Annotated in this window: 17 protein-coding genes; 8 read left to right on the top strand and 9 right to left on the bottom strand. The window is 64.2% G+C overall.

Going from position 1 to position 17,439, the window contains the following annotated elements:
* Window positions 1-4: 4 nt before the first annotated feature.
* A complete protein-coding gene (locus ACODS1_RS08380; RefSeq protein ID WP_489085269.1) occupies window positions 5-637 on the top strand; it encodes an SCO family protein in 633 nt (210 codons plus the stop codon).
* Window positions 638-871: 234 nt separating this feature from the next.
* Here ACODS1_RS08380 and ACODS1_RS08375 read toward each other — a convergent pair whose 3' ends face one another.
* Together ACODS1_RS08375 and ACODS1_RS08370 are read right to left on the bottom strand one after the other, a co-directional pair.
* The gene (locus tag ACODS1_RS08375; RefSeq protein WP_489085268.1) at window positions 872-1,822 is read right to left on the bottom strand and encodes a homoserine kinase; all 951 of its coding nucleotides are present in this window, start codon (window positions 1,820-1,822) and stop codon (window positions 872-874) included.
* 12 nt (window positions 1,823-1,834) lie between these two features.
* The gene (locus tag ACODS1_RS08370) at window positions 1,835-2,119 is read right to left on the bottom strand and encodes a DUF2782 domain-containing protein (protein WP_322979975.1); all 285 of its coding nucleotides are present in this window, start codon (window positions 2,117-2,119) and stop codon (window positions 1,835-1,837) included.
* Between the two features lie 75 nt (window positions 2,120-2,194).
* On the opposite strand from ACODS1_RS08370, the gene polA reads away from it, so the two are divergent.
* Window positions 2,195-4,990, top strand: coding sequence for a DNA polymerase I (gene polA, locus ACODS1_RS08365; protein WP_489085267.1), 2,796 nt, complete (start codon window positions 2,195-2,197; stop codon window positions 4,988-4,990).
* Between the two features lie 317 nt (window positions 4,991-5,307).
* Here polA and yihA read toward each other — a convergent pair whose 3' ends face one another.
* The gene (gene yihA, locus ACODS1_RS08360; RefSeq protein WP_322979977.1) at window positions 5,308-5,958 is read right to left on the bottom strand and encodes a ribosome biogenesis GTP-binding protein YihA/YsxC; all 651 of its coding nucleotides are present in this window, start codon (window positions 5,956-5,958) and stop codon (window positions 5,308-5,310) included.
* Between the two features lie 242 nt (window positions 5,959-6,200).
* Between yihA and ACODS1_RS08355 the strand changes: the two genes are divergently transcribed.
* From ACODS1_RS08355 to ACODS1_RS08335, 5 genes are all read left to right on the top strand, one after another.
* Window positions 6,201-6,491 (top strand): c-type cytochrome, encoded by a 291-nt coding sequence (locus ACODS1_RS08355; RefSeq protein WP_322979978.1) that lies wholly within the window; start codon window positions 6,201-6,203, stop codon window positions 6,489-6,491.
* Window positions 6,492-6,541: 50 nt separating this feature from the next.
* Window positions 6,542-7,147 carry a c-type cytochrome gene (locus tag ACODS1_RS08350; RefSeq protein ID WP_322979979.1) on the top strand — a complete coding sequence of 202 codons (606 nt, stop codon included), beginning with the start codon at window positions 6,542-6,544 and terminating at the stop codon, window positions 7,145-7,147.
* A 153-nt stretch (window positions 7,148-7,300) separates the two neighbouring features.
* Window positions 7,301-7,927 (top strand): thiol:disulfide interchange protein DsbA/DsbL, encoded by a 627-nt coding sequence (locus tag ACODS1_RS08345; protein WP_489085266.1) that lies wholly within the window; start codon window positions 7,301-7,303, stop codon window positions 7,925-7,927.
* Window positions 7,928-7,946: 19 nt separating this feature from the next.
* Window positions 7,947-8,822: an endonuclease/exonuclease/phosphatase family protein gene (locus tag ACODS1_RS08340; RefSeq protein ID WP_489085265.1), complete on the top strand. Its 876-nt coding sequence runs from the start codon at window positions 7,947-7,949 to the stop codon at window positions 8,820-8,822.
* A 5-nt stretch (window positions 8,823-8,827) separates the two neighbouring features.
* A complete protein-coding gene (locus ACODS1_RS08335; RefSeq protein WP_489085264.1) occupies window positions 8,828-10,666 on the top strand; it encodes a GGDEF domain-containing protein in 1,839 nt (612 codons plus the stop codon).
* Here the strand turns inward: ACODS1_RS08335 and ACODS1_RS08330 are convergent.
* From ACODS1_RS08330 to hemF, 4 genes are all read right to left on the bottom strand, one after another.
* Window positions 10,663-12,081, bottom strand: a complete 1,419-nt coding sequence (locus ACODS1_RS08330; RefSeq protein WP_489085263.1) for a DASH family cryptochrome — start codon at window positions 12,079-12,081, stop codon at window positions 10,663-10,665. The two genes, ACODS1_RS08335 and ACODS1_RS08330, sit on opposite strands and share 4 nt — an antisense overlap.
* Before the next feature lie 193 nt (window positions 12,082-12,274).
* Complete coding sequence (locus ACODS1_RS08325) at window positions 12,275-12,631, bottom strand: DOPA 4,5-dioxygenase family protein (protein WP_489085262.1); 357 nt, start codon at window positions 12,629-12,631, stop codon at window positions 12,275-12,277.
* 9 nt (window positions 12,632-12,640) lie between these two features.
* The gene (aroE, locus tag ACODS1_RS08320; RefSeq protein ID WP_489085261.1) at window positions 12,641-13,462 is read right to left on the bottom strand and encodes a shikimate dehydrogenase; all 822 of its coding nucleotides are present in this window, start codon (window positions 13,460-13,462) and stop codon (window positions 12,641-12,643) included.
* 92 nt (window positions 13,463-13,554) lie between these two features.
* Window positions 13,555-14,469 (bottom strand): oxygen-dependent coproporphyrinogen oxidase, encoded by a 915-nt coding sequence (gene hemF, locus ACODS1_RS08315; RefSeq protein ID WP_489085260.1) that lies wholly within the window; start codon window positions 14,467-14,469, stop codon window positions 13,555-13,557.
* Between the two features lie 148 nt (window positions 14,470-14,617).
* Between hemF and ACODS1_RS08310 the strand changes: the two genes are divergently transcribed.
* Window positions 14,618-15,595, top strand: a complete 978-nt coding sequence (locus ACODS1_RS08310) for an NADPH:quinone reductase (RefSeq protein ID WP_489085259.1) — start codon at window positions 14,618-14,620, stop codon at window positions 15,593-15,595.
* A 56-nt stretch (window positions 15,596-15,651) separates the two neighbouring features.
* Here ACODS1_RS08310 and tsaC read toward each other — a convergent pair whose 3' ends face one another.
* Together tsaC and dprA are read right to left on the bottom strand one after the other, a co-directional pair.
* The gene (tsaC, locus tag ACODS1_RS08305; RefSeq protein WP_489085258.1) at window positions 15,652-16,209 is read right to left on the bottom strand and encodes an L-threonylcarbamoyladenylate synthase type 1 TsaC; all 558 of its coding nucleotides are present in this window, start codon (window positions 16,207-16,209) and stop codon (window positions 15,652-15,654) included.
* Window positions 16,210-16,283: 74 nt separating this feature from the next.
* Window positions 16,284-17,387, bottom strand: coding sequence for a DNA-processing protein DprA (gene dprA / locus ACODS1_RS08300; RefSeq protein WP_489085257.1), 1,104 nt, complete (start codon window positions 17,385-17,387; stop codon window positions 16,284-16,286).
* Window positions 17,388-17,439 lie beyond the last annotated feature (52 nt).

Raw genomic sequence — 17,439 nt, 5'->3', positions numbered from 1 at the left:
CCTTATGACCCGCACCCATACCACCGTTTTCGTTCTCATCGCCGTCGTTGCCCTGGTACTGGGCCTGACCGTCAACAAGGTGCTGAGTAGCAAGGGCCAGGGCGACCCGGCTGCCCTGCTCGATGCCGGCATAGTCCTGCTGCCGCAACCGCGCACCCTGCCGGCACTGAGCATGACCAATCAGGATGGCCAGGCAACACCGGTGAACGAATTCAAGGGTGACTGGACGCTGCTGTTCTTCGGCTACACCTTCTGCCCGGACATCTGCCCGGCGACCCTGGCCCAGTTGCGCCAGCTCAAGAGCCAGCTACCCGAAGCGACCCGCGAGCGCCTGCGCATCGTGTTGGTCAGCGTCGATCCCAACCGCGACACGCCCGAGCAACTGAAGAAATACCTGGGTTACTTCGATGCCAACTTCCAGGGCCTGACTGGCGAGGAAGCCAGCCTGCAGAAGCTGGCCAACGCAGTGAGCATCCCCTACATCCCGGCTGATACCAGCAAGGAAAACTACACCGTCGATCACAGCGGCAACCTGGTGATCCTCGGCCCGGATGGCACCCAACGCGGCTTCATCCGCGCGCCGATCAACAACGCCAAGCTGGCCGAGCAACTGCCGGGGTTGGTCAGCGGTAGCTGATACGACGCGGATGCCGACATAGGGTGGATGACGCTCTTTTCATCCACCGCAGGGCGAAAGGCAGGGGCGTAGGGCGTCCGGAACGCCGGCCGCTCGGAAGCAGTATGACGCTGGAGCGTCGTGGTGCCGAACTGGGCATAGCCTGGCGGACTGTTCGCTGGCGCTACGAGCGGCCGGCGTCCCGGTTCGCCCTACGCCACTACCCCACACAAATAGCCGGCGTTTCGCTTCGTGTTACAACGCGAACGGCAGTGGCAGGTCGATCTGCTGGCGCTGCGCCAGGCGGCGCTCGAACTCGGCCGGATCATGAATCAGCACATCCTGGCCCGCGAAGGACTCGGCGGCGATCAGACGTGACAGCCAGAACCGCACGCAAGCCACGCGCAGCATGGTCGGCCACAGCTCGGCCTCGGCAGCAGTGAAAGGCCGCAGCGCCGCGTAGGCGCCGAGCAACGCGCGCGCGCGAACGCTGTCGAGGCTGCCGTCTTCGTGCGAGCACCAGTCATTGAGGGTGATTGCCAGGTCGTAGAGCATCGGCCCCGAACAGGCGTTGTAGAAATCGATCACCCCAGCCAGATGGTTACCGTCGAACAGGGCGTTGTCACGGAACAGATCGGCGTGCAGGTTGGCACGGGGCAGGGCGAGCAGGCGAGGCTTGAGCCCTTCGATCTCACCCAGCGCATCCCCCAGCAGCGCCTGCGCCCCTTCCGGCAGCTTGCCGGCCTGGGCCGCCCCTTCGCGCAGCATCCAGTCCAATCCGCGATCACTGCGGCGCTCGATGGGCTGTGCACGCGTCGCCAGGTGAATGTTCGCCAGCAGACGCCCCACCTCCTGGCAGTGATGGGCATTGGGCTCATGCAGGTGCTTGCCGGCCAGGCGCGGCTGCAGCAGCGCCGGCTTCTCGGCCAGGGTGCGCAGCGCCTCGCCATCCTGCGTGCGCAGGGCGTAGGGCACCGGCAAGCCGGCATCGTGCAGCACGTCGAGCAGTTCGATGAAGAATGGCATCTCATCGACCGGGCCACGTTCTACCAGAGTCAGAACGAATTCGCCCTGCTCCAGGCTGACGAAGAAGTTGCTGTTCTCGCTACCAGCGGCGATGCCTTGAAAGCTCTTCAGCCGACCCAGCCCGTAGGGCGCCAGGAATACTTCGAGCTCGTGACGCTCCAGGGGGGTGAATACCGACATTTCGTTGCCTTGTTACCAGCTGAAGATTTCCCAGGACGGGATCAGCATGTCCGGGTCGTCCGAGCGGATGAAGTTGCCGTCGCTGCCATCGGCGCGAACGAGGAAATAGGGTTTGCCATTCTTCGGAATGACCTTGATGGCATAGAGGAAGCCATTGACGCGGTATTCCTGAATGGTGCGATCGCCATCCTGGCGAATGGTGACGTCAGGATCGGCAGAAACCGGATCCTCGGCATGAGCAGCAAGCGGAAGACAGGCCATAAGGCCGACCAGCAACAGGCGATTCAGCGTACCCATGATAACCTTGCTCCTTCATTTTTCACCGATGCAGCCATTCTACCGCTGCACCCGCCGAAAAGGTTGATCCCGCGCATGAGCCAAGCCCCCCTCGTTCTGGTCGACGGTTCCTCGTACCTGTACCGCGCCTTCCATGCCCTGCCGCCATTGACCACCTCCAAGGGCATGCCCACCGGAGCGGTGAAGGGCGTGTTGAACATGCTCAAGAGCCTGCGCAAGCAGTACCCGAACAGCCCGTTTGCCGTGGTCTTCGACGCCAAGGGCGGCACCTTCCGCGATGAGCTGTTCGCCGAGTACAAGGCCAACCGCCCGTCCATGCCGGACGAGTTGCGCGTGCAGGTCGAGCCGCTGCACGCCAGCGTGCGAGCCCTCGGCCTGCCGCTGCTGTGCGTCGAAGGCGTCGAAGCCGATGACGTGATCGGCACCCTGGCCCGTCAGGCCGCCGGGGAAAAGCGCGATGTGGTCATCTCCACCGGCGACAAGGACATGGCGCAGCTGGTCTGCCCGCACGTTACGCTGGTCAACACCATGACCGGAAGCGTCTACGACGCCGATGGCGTGAAAGAGAAATTCGGTGTCGGGCCTGAGCTGATCATCGATTACCTGGCGCTGATGGGCGACAAGGTCGACAACATTCCCGGCGTGCCCGGTGTGGGTGAGAAAACCGCGCTCGGCCTGCTGGTCGGTGTCGGTGGCGGCCTCGACGTGATCTACGCCAACCTCGACAAGGTGCCGGCGTTGCCCATTCGCGGTGCCAAGGGCCTGCCGGCCAAGCTCGAGGAACACCGCGAGATGGCCTACCTGTCTTATCAGCTGGCAACCATCAAGACCGATGTGCCGCTGAATATCGAGATCGACTCGCTGCATCCCGGCGAGCCGGATCAGGCTGCCCTGGTCGAGCTGTACGGCGAGCTGGAATTCAAGAACTGGCTGGACGATCTGCTGCGCCAGAACAAGGCGCTGGCTGCAAAGGCTGCTGCGCCGGCTGGCGACCTGTTCGCCGAACCGACTGGCGAAGCCACCGAAGAGGCAGCCGAGCCAGCGCCAGCCAGCGCCGGTGATTATCAGTTGGTGCTGGAACAGGCGCAGTTCGACGCCTGGCTGCAGAAGCTGGAACAGGCCGAGCTGATCGCTTTCGACAGCGAGACCACCAGCCTCGACGCCCAACAGGCGCAACTGGTCGGCCTGTCCTTTGCGGTCAAGGCTGGCGAAGCGGCTTATATCCCGTTGGCGCATTCCTACATGGGCGTGCCGCAGCAGTTGGATCGCGATGCGGTGCTCAAGGCGCTCAAGCCGATCCTCGAAGACCCGGCCAAGGCCAAGGTTGGCCAGCACGCCAAGTACGACATCAACGTCCTGGCCAACGCCAGCACACCGATTACCGTTCAGGGCGTGGCCTTCGACACCATGCTCGAATCCTACGTGCTGGACTCCACCGCCACTCGTCACGACATGGACAGCCTGGCGCTGAAGTACCTGAACCACAGCACCATCCGCTTCGAGGACATCGCCGGCAAGGGTGCCAAGCAGCTGACCTTCGACCAGATCGCCCTGGAGCAGGCCGGCCCCTACGCCGCCGAGGACGCCGACGTGACCCTGCGTCTGCACCAGGAACTGTGGGGACGCCTGGAATCGCTGCCGTCCCTGGCCAAGGTGCTGCGCGACATCGAAATCCCGCTGGTGCCGGTACTGGCGCGCATCGAGCGCAACGGCGCGCTGGTCGACGCCAAACTGCTCGGCGAGCAGAGTGTCGAGCTGGGCGACAAGCTGGTCGAACTGGAGCGCAAGGCGTTCGAGATCGCCGGTGAGGAATTCAACCTGGCCTCGCCCAAGCAGCTCGGCGTGATCCTCTATGAAAAGCTCGGCTACCCGGTGATCAGCAAGACCGCCAAGGGCCAGCCCTCCACCGCCGAGGCGGTGCTGGCCGAACTGGCCGAGCAGGACTTCGAACTGCCCAAGGTGCTGATGCAGTACCGCTCCTTGAGCAAGCTCAAGAGCACCTACACCGACAAGCTGCCGGAGCAGATCAACCCACGCACCGGGCGTATCCACACCAGCTATCACCAGGCGGTGGCCGCCACTGGGCGCCTGTCCTCCAGCGACCCGAACCTGCAGAACATCCCGATCCGCACTGCCGAAGGGCGGCGTATCCGCCAGGCCTTCGTCGCGCCCAAGGGCTACAAGCTGATGGCGGCGGACTACTCGCAGATCGAACTGCGCATCATGGCCCACCTGGCCAAGGACAAAGGCCTGCTCGATGCCTTCCACCATGACCTGGACGTACACAAGGCTACCGCTGCCGAGGTGTTTGGTGTGGCCCTGGAGGAGGTGAGCAGCGATCAGCGGCGCAAGGCCAAGGCGATCAACTTCGGTCTGATCTACGGCATGAGCGCCTTCGGTCTGGCCAAACAGATCGACGTCGAACGCAAGGAGGCGCAGGCCTACATCGACCGTTATTTCGCCCGTTACCCCGGCGTGCTGACCTACATGGAAAGCACCCGCGCGCAGGCGGCCGAGCAGGGTTATGTGGAGACGGTCTACGGCCGTCGCCTGTACCTGCCGGAAATCCACGCGCAGAACCAGGCCATGCGCAAGGGTGCCGAGCGCGCCGCGATCAACGCGCCGATGCAGGGCACGGCAGCGGATATCATCAAGCGCGCCATGATCAAAGTGGACGGCTGGCTGCAGGACAGTGGCATCGACGCGCGCATCATCCTGCAGGTGCACGACGAACTGGTGCTGGAGGTGCGCGAGGATCTGGTCGATGAAGTCAGCACCAAGCTCAAGCACCTGATGAGCGGCGCCGCCGACCTGGACGTGCCGCTGCTCGTTGAAGTCGGTGTCGGCAGCAACTGGGACGAAGCTCACTGACCCTCACGCCGCGGCGCCAAGCCGCGGCCGCTCTAGCTTATGGGTTTCAGAGCAGACTCTGCCATTCGTTATGGCAAATAGTTTTTAAAACCGCTGAACTTTCCGCATTTGGCCCGGGTCAGAGTTCGTGAATGGCCGTTAAGCCCTTCAATGCTCCTTTGTTGTGTTAAGTGTTGGCAGACATCTGAACCCCGCCCTAGCGGTTCAGACCTTGAACCCCGAACTTCTCCCTCCCCATACGAAGCTCGGGGTTTTTTTTGCCTGGAAAAAAGTGCCAGACAGCGATGTCGCCGGGCGCGTATAGCGCACCCGATACATCAGGCCTCCTCAGAGGCGTCGTCACTTTCTTCCGGCAACAGATCCAACCAGCCTGCCAGCACCATCTGCGCCTCTTCCACGCCCATGCGCTTGGGCGCCGAGAACAGCTGGATGCCGATGCCATCGCCCCATTGCTTGCGAATCTCCTGACGCACCTTGAGCAGGGCGTTCTTCGCCGCGCCGAAAGCCAGTTTGTCGGCCTTGGTCAACAGGATGTGCAGCGGCATGCCGCTGGCTTTCGACCAGTCGAGCATCATGCAGTCGAACTCGGTCAGCGGATGGCGGATATCCATCATCAGCACCAGACCGCACAGGCTCTCGCGGCTGCCCAGATAGGCCTCCAGGTGCTTCTGCCAGTGCTGCTTGAGCGGGATCGGCACCTTGGCATAACCATAGCCGGGCAGGTCGACCAGGCGACGCTCGTCATCCAGGCGGAAGAAGTTGAGCAACTGGGTGCGCCCTGGGGTCTTCGAGGTGCGCGCCAGGCTGGCGTGGGTGAGGGTGTTGAGCGCGCTCGACTTGCCGGCGTTGGAACGCCCGGCAAACGCCACCTCCAGGCCACTGTCCTCGGGGCATTGATCGACCTTGGCGGCACTGATGAGGAAGCTGGCCTGCTGACACAGACCGATAATGGGGTTCTTCGCGAGCATGGGGATATCCGGTGGGTGCCCAGATCCGGCACAGGGATCGGGGACTTGCGACATTTCCGCGCACCTGCCATACGCAAAGGCGTGTGGCAGGTGGCGTCGTTTCCGTTTCAGCATTGCCAGTATATAATGCCGCAGATTTTGTGTGCGCTTTGTCCCACCCGCAGGAACCGTAGCAATAGGGAACGACCATTTCATACCGCCCGATAGAGGCTGGATGTTCCCACCCTGATGAGGTCGATTTGATGAAGAAAATGCTGCTCGCGGCTGCCGTAACCCTGCTGTCCTTGAACGGTCATGCCGCACAAGATCCGCAAGCGGTATTCGACCGCGCCTGTGGCGCTTGCCACAACGGCCAGCTTCCCATGGCACCGAAGAAAGGTGACAAAGCTGCATGGGAACCACGGCTGGCCAAAGGCATGGACGCGCTGGTGCAGAGTGTCACCAATGGTTTGAATGCCATGCCGCCCCGTGGGCTGTGCATGGACTGCACGGCAGAGGACTACCAGGCGGTCATCAAGTTGATGACCGAATGAGCAGTACCGCCCGATAACCCTTTCTCTCTTAGCCGTAATTGGATTAGCTGATGAACAAAGTACTCGTGAGTCTGCTGTTGACCCTGGGCCTCACCGGTGTGGCACAGGCTGCCGGTGATGCTCAAGCCGGTCAGGGTAAAGTCGCTGTCTGTGGCGCCTGCCACGGCGTTGATGGCAACAGCCCTGCACCAAACTTTCCCAAGCTGGCCGGCCAAGGCGAGCGCTACCTGCTCAAGCAACTGCACGACATCAAGTCCGGCAATCGCCAGGTCGTGGAAATGACCGGCCTGCTGGACAACCTCAGCGACCAGGACATGGCCGACATCGCCGCCTACTTCTCCAGCCAGAAGATGAGCGTTGGCGCTGCCGATCCCAAGCTGGTCAAGCGTGGTGAAGCGCTGTTCCGCGGCGGCAAGCTGGAAGAAGGCATGCCGGCCTGCACCGGTTGCCATTCGCCCAACGGCGCCGGCATCGCCGCTGCCGGCTTCCCGCACCTGGGTGGCCAGCATGCCCAGTACGTGGCCAAGCAGCTGACCGATTTCCGCGAAGGCAACCGCACCAACGATGGCGACGCGATGATCATGCGCTCCATCGCTGCCAAGCTGAGCAACAAGGACATCGAAGCGGTTTCCAGCTACATCCAGGGCCTGCACTGACAGACCGTCGCTGCACTTGGCGAGACGAAGGGTGGCTACGGCCACCCTTTTTCGTATGCGCCATGGCTACAATGGCGGAACCGGCTCAACGATAGCGAGTCATAGTTCCGAATCGCCATCAGGGCGATGCTTTTCCAGCCAAGGAGTTCCCCCATGCGTAACCTGATTTTCGGCGCCGCTCTGGCGATCAGCAGCCTGTTCGGCCTCACCGCCCACGCCGAACCGGTCGCCGGCCAGCAGTATGTCGAGCTCAGCAGCCCCGTTCCGGTATCCAAGCCGGGCAAGATCGAAGTGGTCGAACTGTTCTGGTACGGCTGCCCGCACTGCTATCAGTTCGAGTCGACGCTCAACCCCTGGATCAAACAACTGCCGGATGACGTCAACTTCGTTCGTATCCCGGCGCTGTTCGGTGGCCTGTGGAACGTCCATGGCCAGGCATTCATCACCCTGGACATGATGAAGGTCGAGCACAAGGTGCATGACGCCGTGTTCAACGCCATTCACCAGGAGAAGAAGAAGCTGGGTACACCCGAAGAGTTCGCCGATTTCGTCGCGACCCAGGGCGTGGATCGCGATGCCTTCCTCAAGACCTTCAACTCCTTCGCCGTCAAAGGCCAGATGGAGAAAGCCAAGAAACTCGCCATGGCCTACCAGATCAGCGGTGTGCCGGTGATGATCGTTGGCGGCAAGTACCGTTTCGATATCGGCTCGGCCGGTGGCCCGACTCAGGCGCTGGAAGTGGCTGACTACCTGATCGCCAAGGAGCGCGAAGCGCTCTGATCGGTCATAGGCGCTCGCGATGCTGCGCCGTTGGCGAAAGACCCGTGCGGTTGGCCTGTGCGATCCACAGGTCAACCCGCACTGCACCTCTCAGGAACGCGACTGGCCGGCCGATGGCCTGTTGCGCCTGCTCAGTTTCAACGTCCAGGTCGGCATCAATACCCAGCACTACCATCACTACCTGACCCGCAGTTGGCAACACCTGCTGCCCCATGCCGGCCGCGCCGGCAATCTGCAGCGCATCGGTGATCTGCTGGCCGACTTCGACCTCGTCGCCCTCCAGGAAGTGGACGGCGGCAGCCTGCGCTCGGGCTACGTCAATCAGGTCGAGTACCTGGCCCAGCTGGGCGCCTTCCCTTACTGGTACCAGCAGCTCAACCGCAACCTGGGGCGCTTCGCCCAGCACAGCAATGGCCTGCTCAGCCGTCTGCGCCCGCAGATGCTCGAGGATCATCCCCTGCCAGGTCCGCCCGGGCGTGGAGCGATATTCCTGCAACTGGGCGATGGCGAGCAGGCCCTGCTGGTGGTGATGATGCACCTGGCCCTCGGCTCGAAAACCCGTGCGCGCCAGCTCGCCTACATCCGCGAACGCGTCACCCCTTACCGCCATCTGGTGCTGATGGGCGACATGAACACCCATGCCCTGGATCTGCTGGAAAACTCGCCGCTACGCGACCTCGGCCTACTCGCTCCCCAGGCGCAGGCAACCTTTCCGAGTTGGCGACCGCAGCGCTGCCTCGATCACATCCTGCTCAGCCCGACTCTCGAACTGGGTCGAGTTAACGTTCTTGAGCAGCCGATCTCGGATCACCTGCCGGTCGCTGTGGAAATCCGCCTGCCAAAGGCTCAGAGTAGTGGCCAAACGCCTATAACGAACCCGCCATCCCTGGAATAAGCCAAATGAGCGATGACGCCCAGCGCTGGAAAGACAAGTACCTGAGCAGCCTCGAGCAGCAGGAGAAGCTCGAAAGACGCTGGGACGCGCGCCTCGACCTGCTGCGCCGCGGCCTCGTGCGCAGCAGCCTAGCGGCCGAGGGTACCGACAAGGCCGTGGATCAGTGCATGAAGGAGATGCGCGAGATCCTCCGCCGCGACGATATGGATGCTCCGCTCAGCAGCCTGATCCCGCGCCTGGAAAAGGCCGTGCTGGAATCCGAGCAACGTCGCCAGCAGCGCTCCGACGAAGCCCTCACCGCCCTGCAGCAGGTGATCGAACAGCTGCAGAAGCTGGATCCGCCACGCGAGGTGCGCAAGGCGCTGAAATCACTCAGCCGGCAGATGGAGGACGCCACCAGCCACAGCTACAAGCTGCCAGCGCTGCTGAGCCAGCTGAGCCAGTTACAGGGCCAGGCACTGGAGCAACTGCGCAGCAGTCAGCCGGAACAGCCGGGCCTGCTGCAACGCCTGTTCGGCGGTCGCGGCGACAGTGCCACCGCCGAACCGGGTGAGGCCAGTGAAGCCGCCGCGCCAATCGCCCCGAGCGCTGACGTGCCTGCGGCGCAACCCATAGCTGTTACGCCTCAGGCTCAACCAGCCACTGAGAGCAAGCCGGTCGAGAGCGAACGCCCGCCGCTCGTCGCCGCCTCTTCGTCGCCAGCGGCAACGCTCGACAGCCTGCCTCTACCTCCCGGCCTGGTGTCCGTTGAGCGGCCTGAGGGTGATGCAGAATTTGCCCTGCCGAGTAACGAGCCGGGCTACAGCACCGTAGCGCCTCATATCGCCGAAAGCCTGCGCAAGCTGCTCGCCGAACTGGAACTGCCGCCCCGCCATCAGCCGCAGGGCGAAGCGCTGCTGGAGCGTCTGCTTGGGCCGTTGAACTGGTACGAACTGGTGCCCGTACTCGACGATCTGTCGGTACTGGTGCTCGCCGTCAGCGGTAACGGTCAGCGCGAATTTGCCGTCTACCTCAAGCAGCTCAACGAGCGCCTGGCGGTCTTCATCGGCACCCTCAACGAGGCGCACGAAGGCTACAGCGGTTCGGTCGAACAGGCCCGCAGCTTCGATCAGGAACTGCGTGAGCAGGTCAATGAGCTGCAGAACAGCGTGCAGGAAGCCGTGGATCTGGACTCACTGAAAAGTGCGCTGGAACAACGCCTGGACGCACTTCTGCAAACAGTCGCCACCCATCAGCACCAGCGCAACGAGCGCGAGGAAGCGGTTGCCGAGCGCCTGCAGGGACTGGTGCAGCGCGTTGCGGAGATGGAACAGGAAGCCCAGCAGTTCCGCGATCATCTCGAGGAGCAACGGCAGAAGTCGCTGCTCGACCCATTGACAGGCCTGCCCAATCGGGCCGCCTGGAGCGAGCGTCTGGAGCTGGAAGTGGCGCGTCGCCAACGCTACGGCGGTGAGCTGCTACTGGCGGTGCTGGACATCGATCACTTCAAACGCGTCAACGACAACTACGGCCACCTGGCCGGTGACCGCGTCCTGAAGATCATTGCCAGCGAACTGCAGAAACGCCTGCGCAAGACCGACTTCATGGCCCGCTTCGGCGGTGAGGAATTCGTCCTGCTGATTCCCGCCACGCCCATGGAGGGCGGCCAGCAATTGCTGGAAACGCTACGCAACGCCGTGGCTGCCTGTCCGTTCCATTTCAAGGGCGAACCGCTGACGATCACCTGCTCGGCCGGCCTGACCGAGTTCCGTGGCAACGAAAGCAGCGACGCGGTCTTCGAACGCGCCGACAAGGCGCTCTACCGCGCCAAGGGCGAGGGACGCAATCGGATCGAACTGGGTTAGGCGGCCGGCAGATAGGGCCGCCAGGTCTCCGGCATCTGCTCCAGGCGTGGATAGCGCATGGCCTCCAGTTGCAACGCCGGGAGCAAAAATGGCGTATGCCGCAGGTGCGCGGCTACCGTGTGCAGCTCCGGCATCCACAGGCTCACGTAGCTCGCATCCGGGTCGTACTGGCGCGCCTGGCGCAACACGTTGAACACGCGGTTCTGCCGAGGATCGCTGCCCACGCCGGCCAGATAGGCCCAGTTACCCCAGTTGCTCGCCGGATCGTAGTCGAGCAGGTGCTCCTCGAACCACGCCGCGCCATGCCGCCAATCCTGTTGCAGGTCGTGCACCAGATAGCTGGCCACCACCTGCCGACCACGGTTGGACATGAAGCCGGTAGCAGCCAGCTCGCGCATGTTGGCATCGACGAAGGGCATGCCGGTACGCCCGGCACACCAGCGCTGGAAACGCTCATCGAGGTTGCGCGGCGCGCGCGCGGTGGCCTTCAACCCGCCGGCCTTGAACAAGGCGCTGCCATGGCGCACCAGCGTCCAGCGGAAGAAATCGCGCCAGAGCAACTCCACCCATAACCAGTGCGTGGAATCGTTGCGCCCGTACTGCGACTCGTGACGCCGCAGCTCGGCCATCACGCGCCGGGCAGAGAGGCAGCCATTGGCCAGCCAAGGGGAAAACTTGGAGGAATACTCGGTGCCGACCAGGCCGTTGCGGGTGTCCTTGTACTCCCGCACGCCCTGGCTGTTCCACAGGTAATCACGCAGACGCGCCTGTGCGGCGGCCTCGCCACCGGAGAAAGGGAAGGCGCTGGCAGGCACGTTGAGCGGCTCACCGAGGCCGAGCTGAGAGAGTGTCGGCAATGGCTGCAGCAGGTCGAGCGCAGCATCGGGCAGCGCGGGCAGAACCTCCGGCGCGGCTTGTGGCTGGAACACCAGCAAGCGCTGTTCGCACAGCTCGCGAAAGCGCGTGAAGACTTGCGGCAGTTCCTCGGGCGAGCAGGGCAGCTCCGCCTCGCGCAGCAGCCCATTGCCGGGGAATTCGCGCATCGGCACCAACCCCAGGGCGTCACGCACGCGGATCTGCAGGGCGCGCTCTTCAGGGGCGATCTCGGCGTGAGTCAGCACTTCCTGCACGCCCAGACGCTCCACCAGTTGCGCGATCACCCGCTCGGGCTCGCCTTGCAACACCAACAGGCGAGAGCCACGCTGACGCAGGGCGCCATCCAACGCGGTGAGGCTTTCCAGCAGCAGGCGGGTGCGATGCACACCCTGGCGCCGAGTGCCCAGAGGCCCCATGCTCAATGTGCGGGGGTCGAAAACGTACAGCGGCAACAGGCGCTCGCTCTTGAGCCCTGCCTGCAGCGCCGGGTTATCGTCGAGACGAAGATCCTGTTTGAGCCATAGCAGCGAGGTCTGCATGCTTCACTCCTTCAGGGACGTGTCCTTGGTATATCCGAATCGTGGGCGGATGCAAGACCGCGAGCGACTCTTTCATCCAGACTGTTCGCCCCTGCAGCGGTTCCTGCCTCTACGGGGCGCGCGGACAAGCGGCCGGCATGATGCGACAGGACAACACGGCGACACAATCGGCAAAACAAAGACGTAACGCCGCTCAGGCCTCGTCGGCATCCAGCACGCTGAGATCCAGAGGATGCGAGCGCCCCAGCCACAGGGCCCAGTCACGATGATCGCGCAGCTCGAAACCGGTGATCGGGTGCACCAACACATCGAGCCCATCGCGGTGTTGCATCAGCCAGGGCAACAGATCGGCGAACAGCTCGGGACGAAAGGCCAACTGGCAGCTCCAGCACGGGTGTGGCCCGACGAGCTGCTGGTGCAACCGGCCCATTTGCAGGGGGAAGCGCTGCGCCGCCGCCTCGCACAGGGCACGCGCCTGCTGCAGAGTAGCGGCGTCGTAATAGACGTGGGCGTGATAGCCCTTGATCCTAGGGAGCGCTTCGTCGGCCATGGGGACTCTTCAACCCGCCAGTTGCCGCCGCAACTCGGCAAGCACCGGCACCGTGTCGGGGCGCACGCCGCGCCACAGCTCGAATGCCTCGGCGGCCTGCTCGACCAGCATACCCAGGCCATCCAGGCAACGCGCGGCGCCCTGCTCGGCCGCCCAGCGGTTGAAGGCGGTCGGCTCCTTGGCGTACATCATGTCGTAGCAGAGCGTATGGCCAGGCTGGATCAGGCTCGGGGCGATGGGCGGCAGCTCTCCGCCCAGACTGGCCGAGGTGCCATTGACGATCAGATCTACCGGCGCATCGACCCAGTCGAAGCCGACGGCACGCAACGGGCCGAGATCCTTGAACTCCATCGCCAGCTTGTCGGCCTTGCACAGCGTGCGGTTGGCCACCACCAGGCTCGCCGGGCGCTGCGCCAGGAAGGGCTCCAGCACGCCACGCACGGCACCCCCTGCGCCAAGAATGAGGATGCGCTTGCCGGTCAGGCTGAAACCGGCGTTGTCCTGCAGGTCACGGGTCAGGCCGGCGCCATCGGTGTTGTCACCCAGCAGGCGGCCGTCTTCGAGTTTCTTCAGGGTGTTCACTGCCCCCGCCCGGCGCGCGCGCTCGGTGAGCGTGTCGCAGAGGCGAAAGGCCTCTTCCTTGAACGGCACGGTCACGTTGCCACCCAGGCCTTCGGCGAAAAAGGCGCGGGCATTGCCGGCGAAGTCGTCCAGCGGCGCCAGCCGCGCCTGGTAATCGAGCACCTGGCCGGTCTGTTCGGCGAACAGGCGATGGATCAGCGGTGATTTGCTGTGGCCGATGGGGTTGCCAAAGACGCAGTAACGATCCATGGAAAGTCCTGTAACAGTAGACATCTACGAAACTGACACCGTCCTGTAGGAGCACCGCTGCGGGGCGCAGCTCCTACAGAAGAGAATGGAAGCTAAGCCCGCGCCAACCAATCGCGATCAGTCAGAAAATACTCGGTCAGCCGCGCTTCCTCGCTGCCCGGCTCGGGTTTCCAGTCGTAGCCCCAGCGCACGTGCGGCGGCAGCGACATGAGGATCGACTCGGTACGCCCACCCGATTGCAGGCCGAACAGGGTGCCACGGTCGAACACCAGGTTGAACTCGACGTAACGACCACGGCGGAAAGCCTGGAATTCGCGCTCACGCTCGCCGAACGGCATGGCCTTGCGGCGCTGGACGATGGGCAGGTAAGCCTGGATGTAGGCATCGCCAATGGCGCGCATGAAAGCGAAGCAGGTGTCGAAATCCCACTCGTTCAGGTCGTCGAAGAACAGCCCGCCGATACCGCGCGGCTCGCCGCGATGCTTGAGGTGGAAGTAGCGGTCACACCAGGCCTTGAACTTGGGATAGACCTCGGCGCCGAACGGTGCGCAAGCGTCATGGGCGACCTGGTGCCAGAACACGCAATCCTCTTCGTTGGCGTAGTAGGGCGTCAGATCGAAACCACCGCCGAACCACCACACCGGCTCCTCGCCCGCCTTTTCGGCGCTGAAGAAGCGCACGTTGGCATGCGAGGTTGGCACGTAAGGGTTTTCCGGGTGGATCACCAGCGACACGCCGAGCGCCTGGAAGCCACGACCGGCCAGCTCGGGACGGTGGGCACTGGCCGAAGGCGGCAGGCTGTCGCCGAACACGTGGGAGAAATTCACCCCGCCTTTTTCGATCAGCGCGCCATTCTCGATCACCCGCGTGCGCCCGCCACCACCGGCCGGGCGCTGCCAGGCGTCTTCGGCGAACACGGCCTGGCCGTCCTCGGCTTGCAGGGCGGAGCAGATGCGGTCTTGCAGGTCGAGCAGGTAGGCCTTCACGGCCTCGGTACGGTCAGTCACGGCGGCACCTTGAGCGGGGAGCGGGTCGAAATCGGCGGGCAGCATAGCATTCGTGGCGACTGATCCGCAGTTGACGTCGGTCAATCGGGAGGATTGGATAGACCCTTTCGCCGCCAGCAGGTGGCTCATTGCAGACAAGGAATCCGAGATGGCCAAGCGCATTCAGTTCAGCCAGCACGGCGGCAGCGACGTGCTGGAGTACCGCGACTATCAGCCGGCAGCCCCCGGGCCACGCGAGGTGCGGGTGGCCAACCGGGCCATCGGCCTGAACTTCATCGACACCTATTTCCGCAGCGGCCTGTACCAACCGCCCGCGCTGCCCTCGAGTCTGGGCACCGAAGGGGCCGGTGTAGTCGAGGCCGTCGGCAGCGAAGTCGAAGGCTTTGCCGTGGGTGACCGCGTCGCCTACGCCACCGGCCCGCTAGGAGCCTACAGCGAGCTGCATGTGTTGCCCGCCGACAAGCTGGTGAAACTGCCGGACAGCGTCAGCTTCGAACAGGCCGCCGCCGTCATGCTCAAGGGCCTGACCGTGCAGTACCTGCTGCGCCAGACCTACGAACTCAAAGGCGGCGAAACCATCCTCTTCCACGCCGCAGCCGGCGGTGTCGGCTCCTTCGCCTGCCAATGGGCCAAGGCGCTGGGCGTGAAGCTGATCGGCACCGTCAGTTCGGCAGAGAAGGCGGCGCGAGCGAAAGAGCAGGGCGCCTGGGCGACCATCGATTACAGCCATGAGAACGTCGTGCAGCGCGTGCTGGAGCTGACCGATGGCGCCAAGTGCCCGGTGGTCTACGACGGCGTCGGCAAGGACACCTGGGAAACCTCGCTGGACTGCGTGGCGCCGCGCGGCCTGCTGGTCAGCTTCGGCAACGCCTCCGGCGCGGTCACCGGAGTCAACCTGGGCATCCTGGCGCAGAAGGGCTCGCTGTACGTCACCCGTCCGACCCTGGCCGGCTACGCCACCAGTGCGCAGCGCCTGCAGGCCATGGCCGACGAGCTGTTCGGCATGATCGCCAGCGGCAAGCTGCAGGTGGAAATCAGCAACCGCTACGCGCTGAAGGAGGCGGCCGCCGCGCAGGACGCGCTGAGTTCGAGGCAGACCACAGGTTCGACCATCCTGCTGCCGTAAAACAGTCGCGGCCAGCGCCACTCTCACAAGAGGCCCTAGCCGCGAGCATTGGCCTGTCAGGACGGCCGAATCACATCGCCCGTGCGCAGGTCGCGGATCAGACTGGGATTCTTGCGCCCACCCAGCGCGCCGCCGAGCACCTTGTCCAGTTCCCCCGGGAAATACTGCTCGACGCGCAGGCGCGAACGCGCAGCGGGGCGACCGGCCGGGTTGGCCGAGGTGGAAATCAGCGGCCCGCTCAGGCGGCAAAGCGCACGCACCACAGGGTGAGCACTGACACGCAACGCCACGCTGTCGTGCTCACCCGTCACCCACTCGGGCAAACGCCCCTGATGTGGCACCAGCCAGGTATTGGGCCCAGGCCAGCTACCAGCCAGCCGTTCCTGCCAGATGTCAGGCAGATCAGCGAGGAGAAAGTCGAACTGTTCGATCTCATCGGCCACCAGGATCAAGCCCTTGTGCAGCGGCCTGTTTTTAAGCGCCAGCAGGCGGTCGACCGCCAACTCGTTCCACGGATCGCAACCCAGGCCCCAGACCGCCTCGGTCGGATAGGCAATCACCCCGCCGGCATGAACCACGCGTGCCGCTTGCTGCACCTGCCAGTTACTGGTCATGGCTGTCTCTCGCTAGGGAATGAGCGGCAGTCTATCCAAGCCGGCCCCAGAACCCTAACCCGTAGGCGATCCCGCTAGCGGCTACGCGCCAGCCAGCGCCCGGACTCGTTGCACACCAGGCCGTCGAGTTCCAGCTCGGTCAGCGCCGCCAGTACATCGGACAGCGCCCAGCCACTGGCCTGCACCAGGGCCTCGCTGCTGTGCGGCGCGGCATGCAGCAGCGCCAACAGGGGATGTTCCACTGCCGCGGATGCTTGGGATTTGCCTGGCGCCATCGGCACCTGCCAGCCACGTAACGCCTCCAGGATGTGCTCCACGCTCTCCACCAAGGTGGCACCGTCGCGGATCAACTGATGACAGCCGCGCGCGCCGGGATGATGGATTGAACCGGGAATGGCGTAGACCTCGCGGCCCTGCTCGGCCGCCAGTCGGGCGGTGATCAGCGAACCGCTGGACGGGCTGGCCTCGACCACCAGCACACCGAGTGCCAGGCCGCTGATGATGCGATTGCGCCGGGGAAAGTTGCTGGCCTGTGGCGTGCAATCCAGCGGCAGTTCGGAAACCAGCGCACTGCCCTGCTCGATGATCTGCGCTGCCAACCGCTTGTGCCGCGCCGGATACAGGCACTTGAGACCTGTACCAAGGACGGCGATGGTCTTGCCGCCACCGTCCAGCGCACCCTGATGCGCGGCCCCGTCGATGCCCAGCGCCAAGCCACTGGTGATGACGAAGCCACCGGCCGCCAGGCTACGGGCGAAGGCACGTGCGTTATCCAGACCTGGGCCAGATGCTCGGCGGCTACCGACCATGGCCAGCTGCGGTGCTTCCAACAGTTGCGGATCGCCGGCAACGAACAGCAGTGGCGGCGCATCGCTCAACTCCGCCAGCAAAGCCGGATAGCGGGGGTCGTCCCACATCAGCAGATGCTGGCCCGGCTGTTCGAGCCAGGCCAAGGCAGCGGCCGCCCGCTCGCGAATCGACGCACTGCGCCGAGGTTCGGCACAGGCTGCCGGCAGCCCCAGCGCCCGCCAAGCGCTGGCAGGCGCACTGAGGGCGGCCGAGGCGCTGTCGAAAGCGCTGAGCAGTTTGCGGAAACGGCGCGGCCCCAGCTCCGGCAGCAGGTGCAAGCGCAGGCGGGCTTCGAGTTCGGCGGGGGAAAGCGAGGAGGATGCTGGCATGGCAATTCGTCCCTGATGAGTGCTGCCGCCATCCTGGCGACCTGAAAGCACG

Source organism: Pseudomonas sp. FG29 (assembly GCF_057809355.1).
Note: the sequence above shows the minus strand (reverse complement) of the source record. Positions and strands in the feature narration are given on the sequence as shown.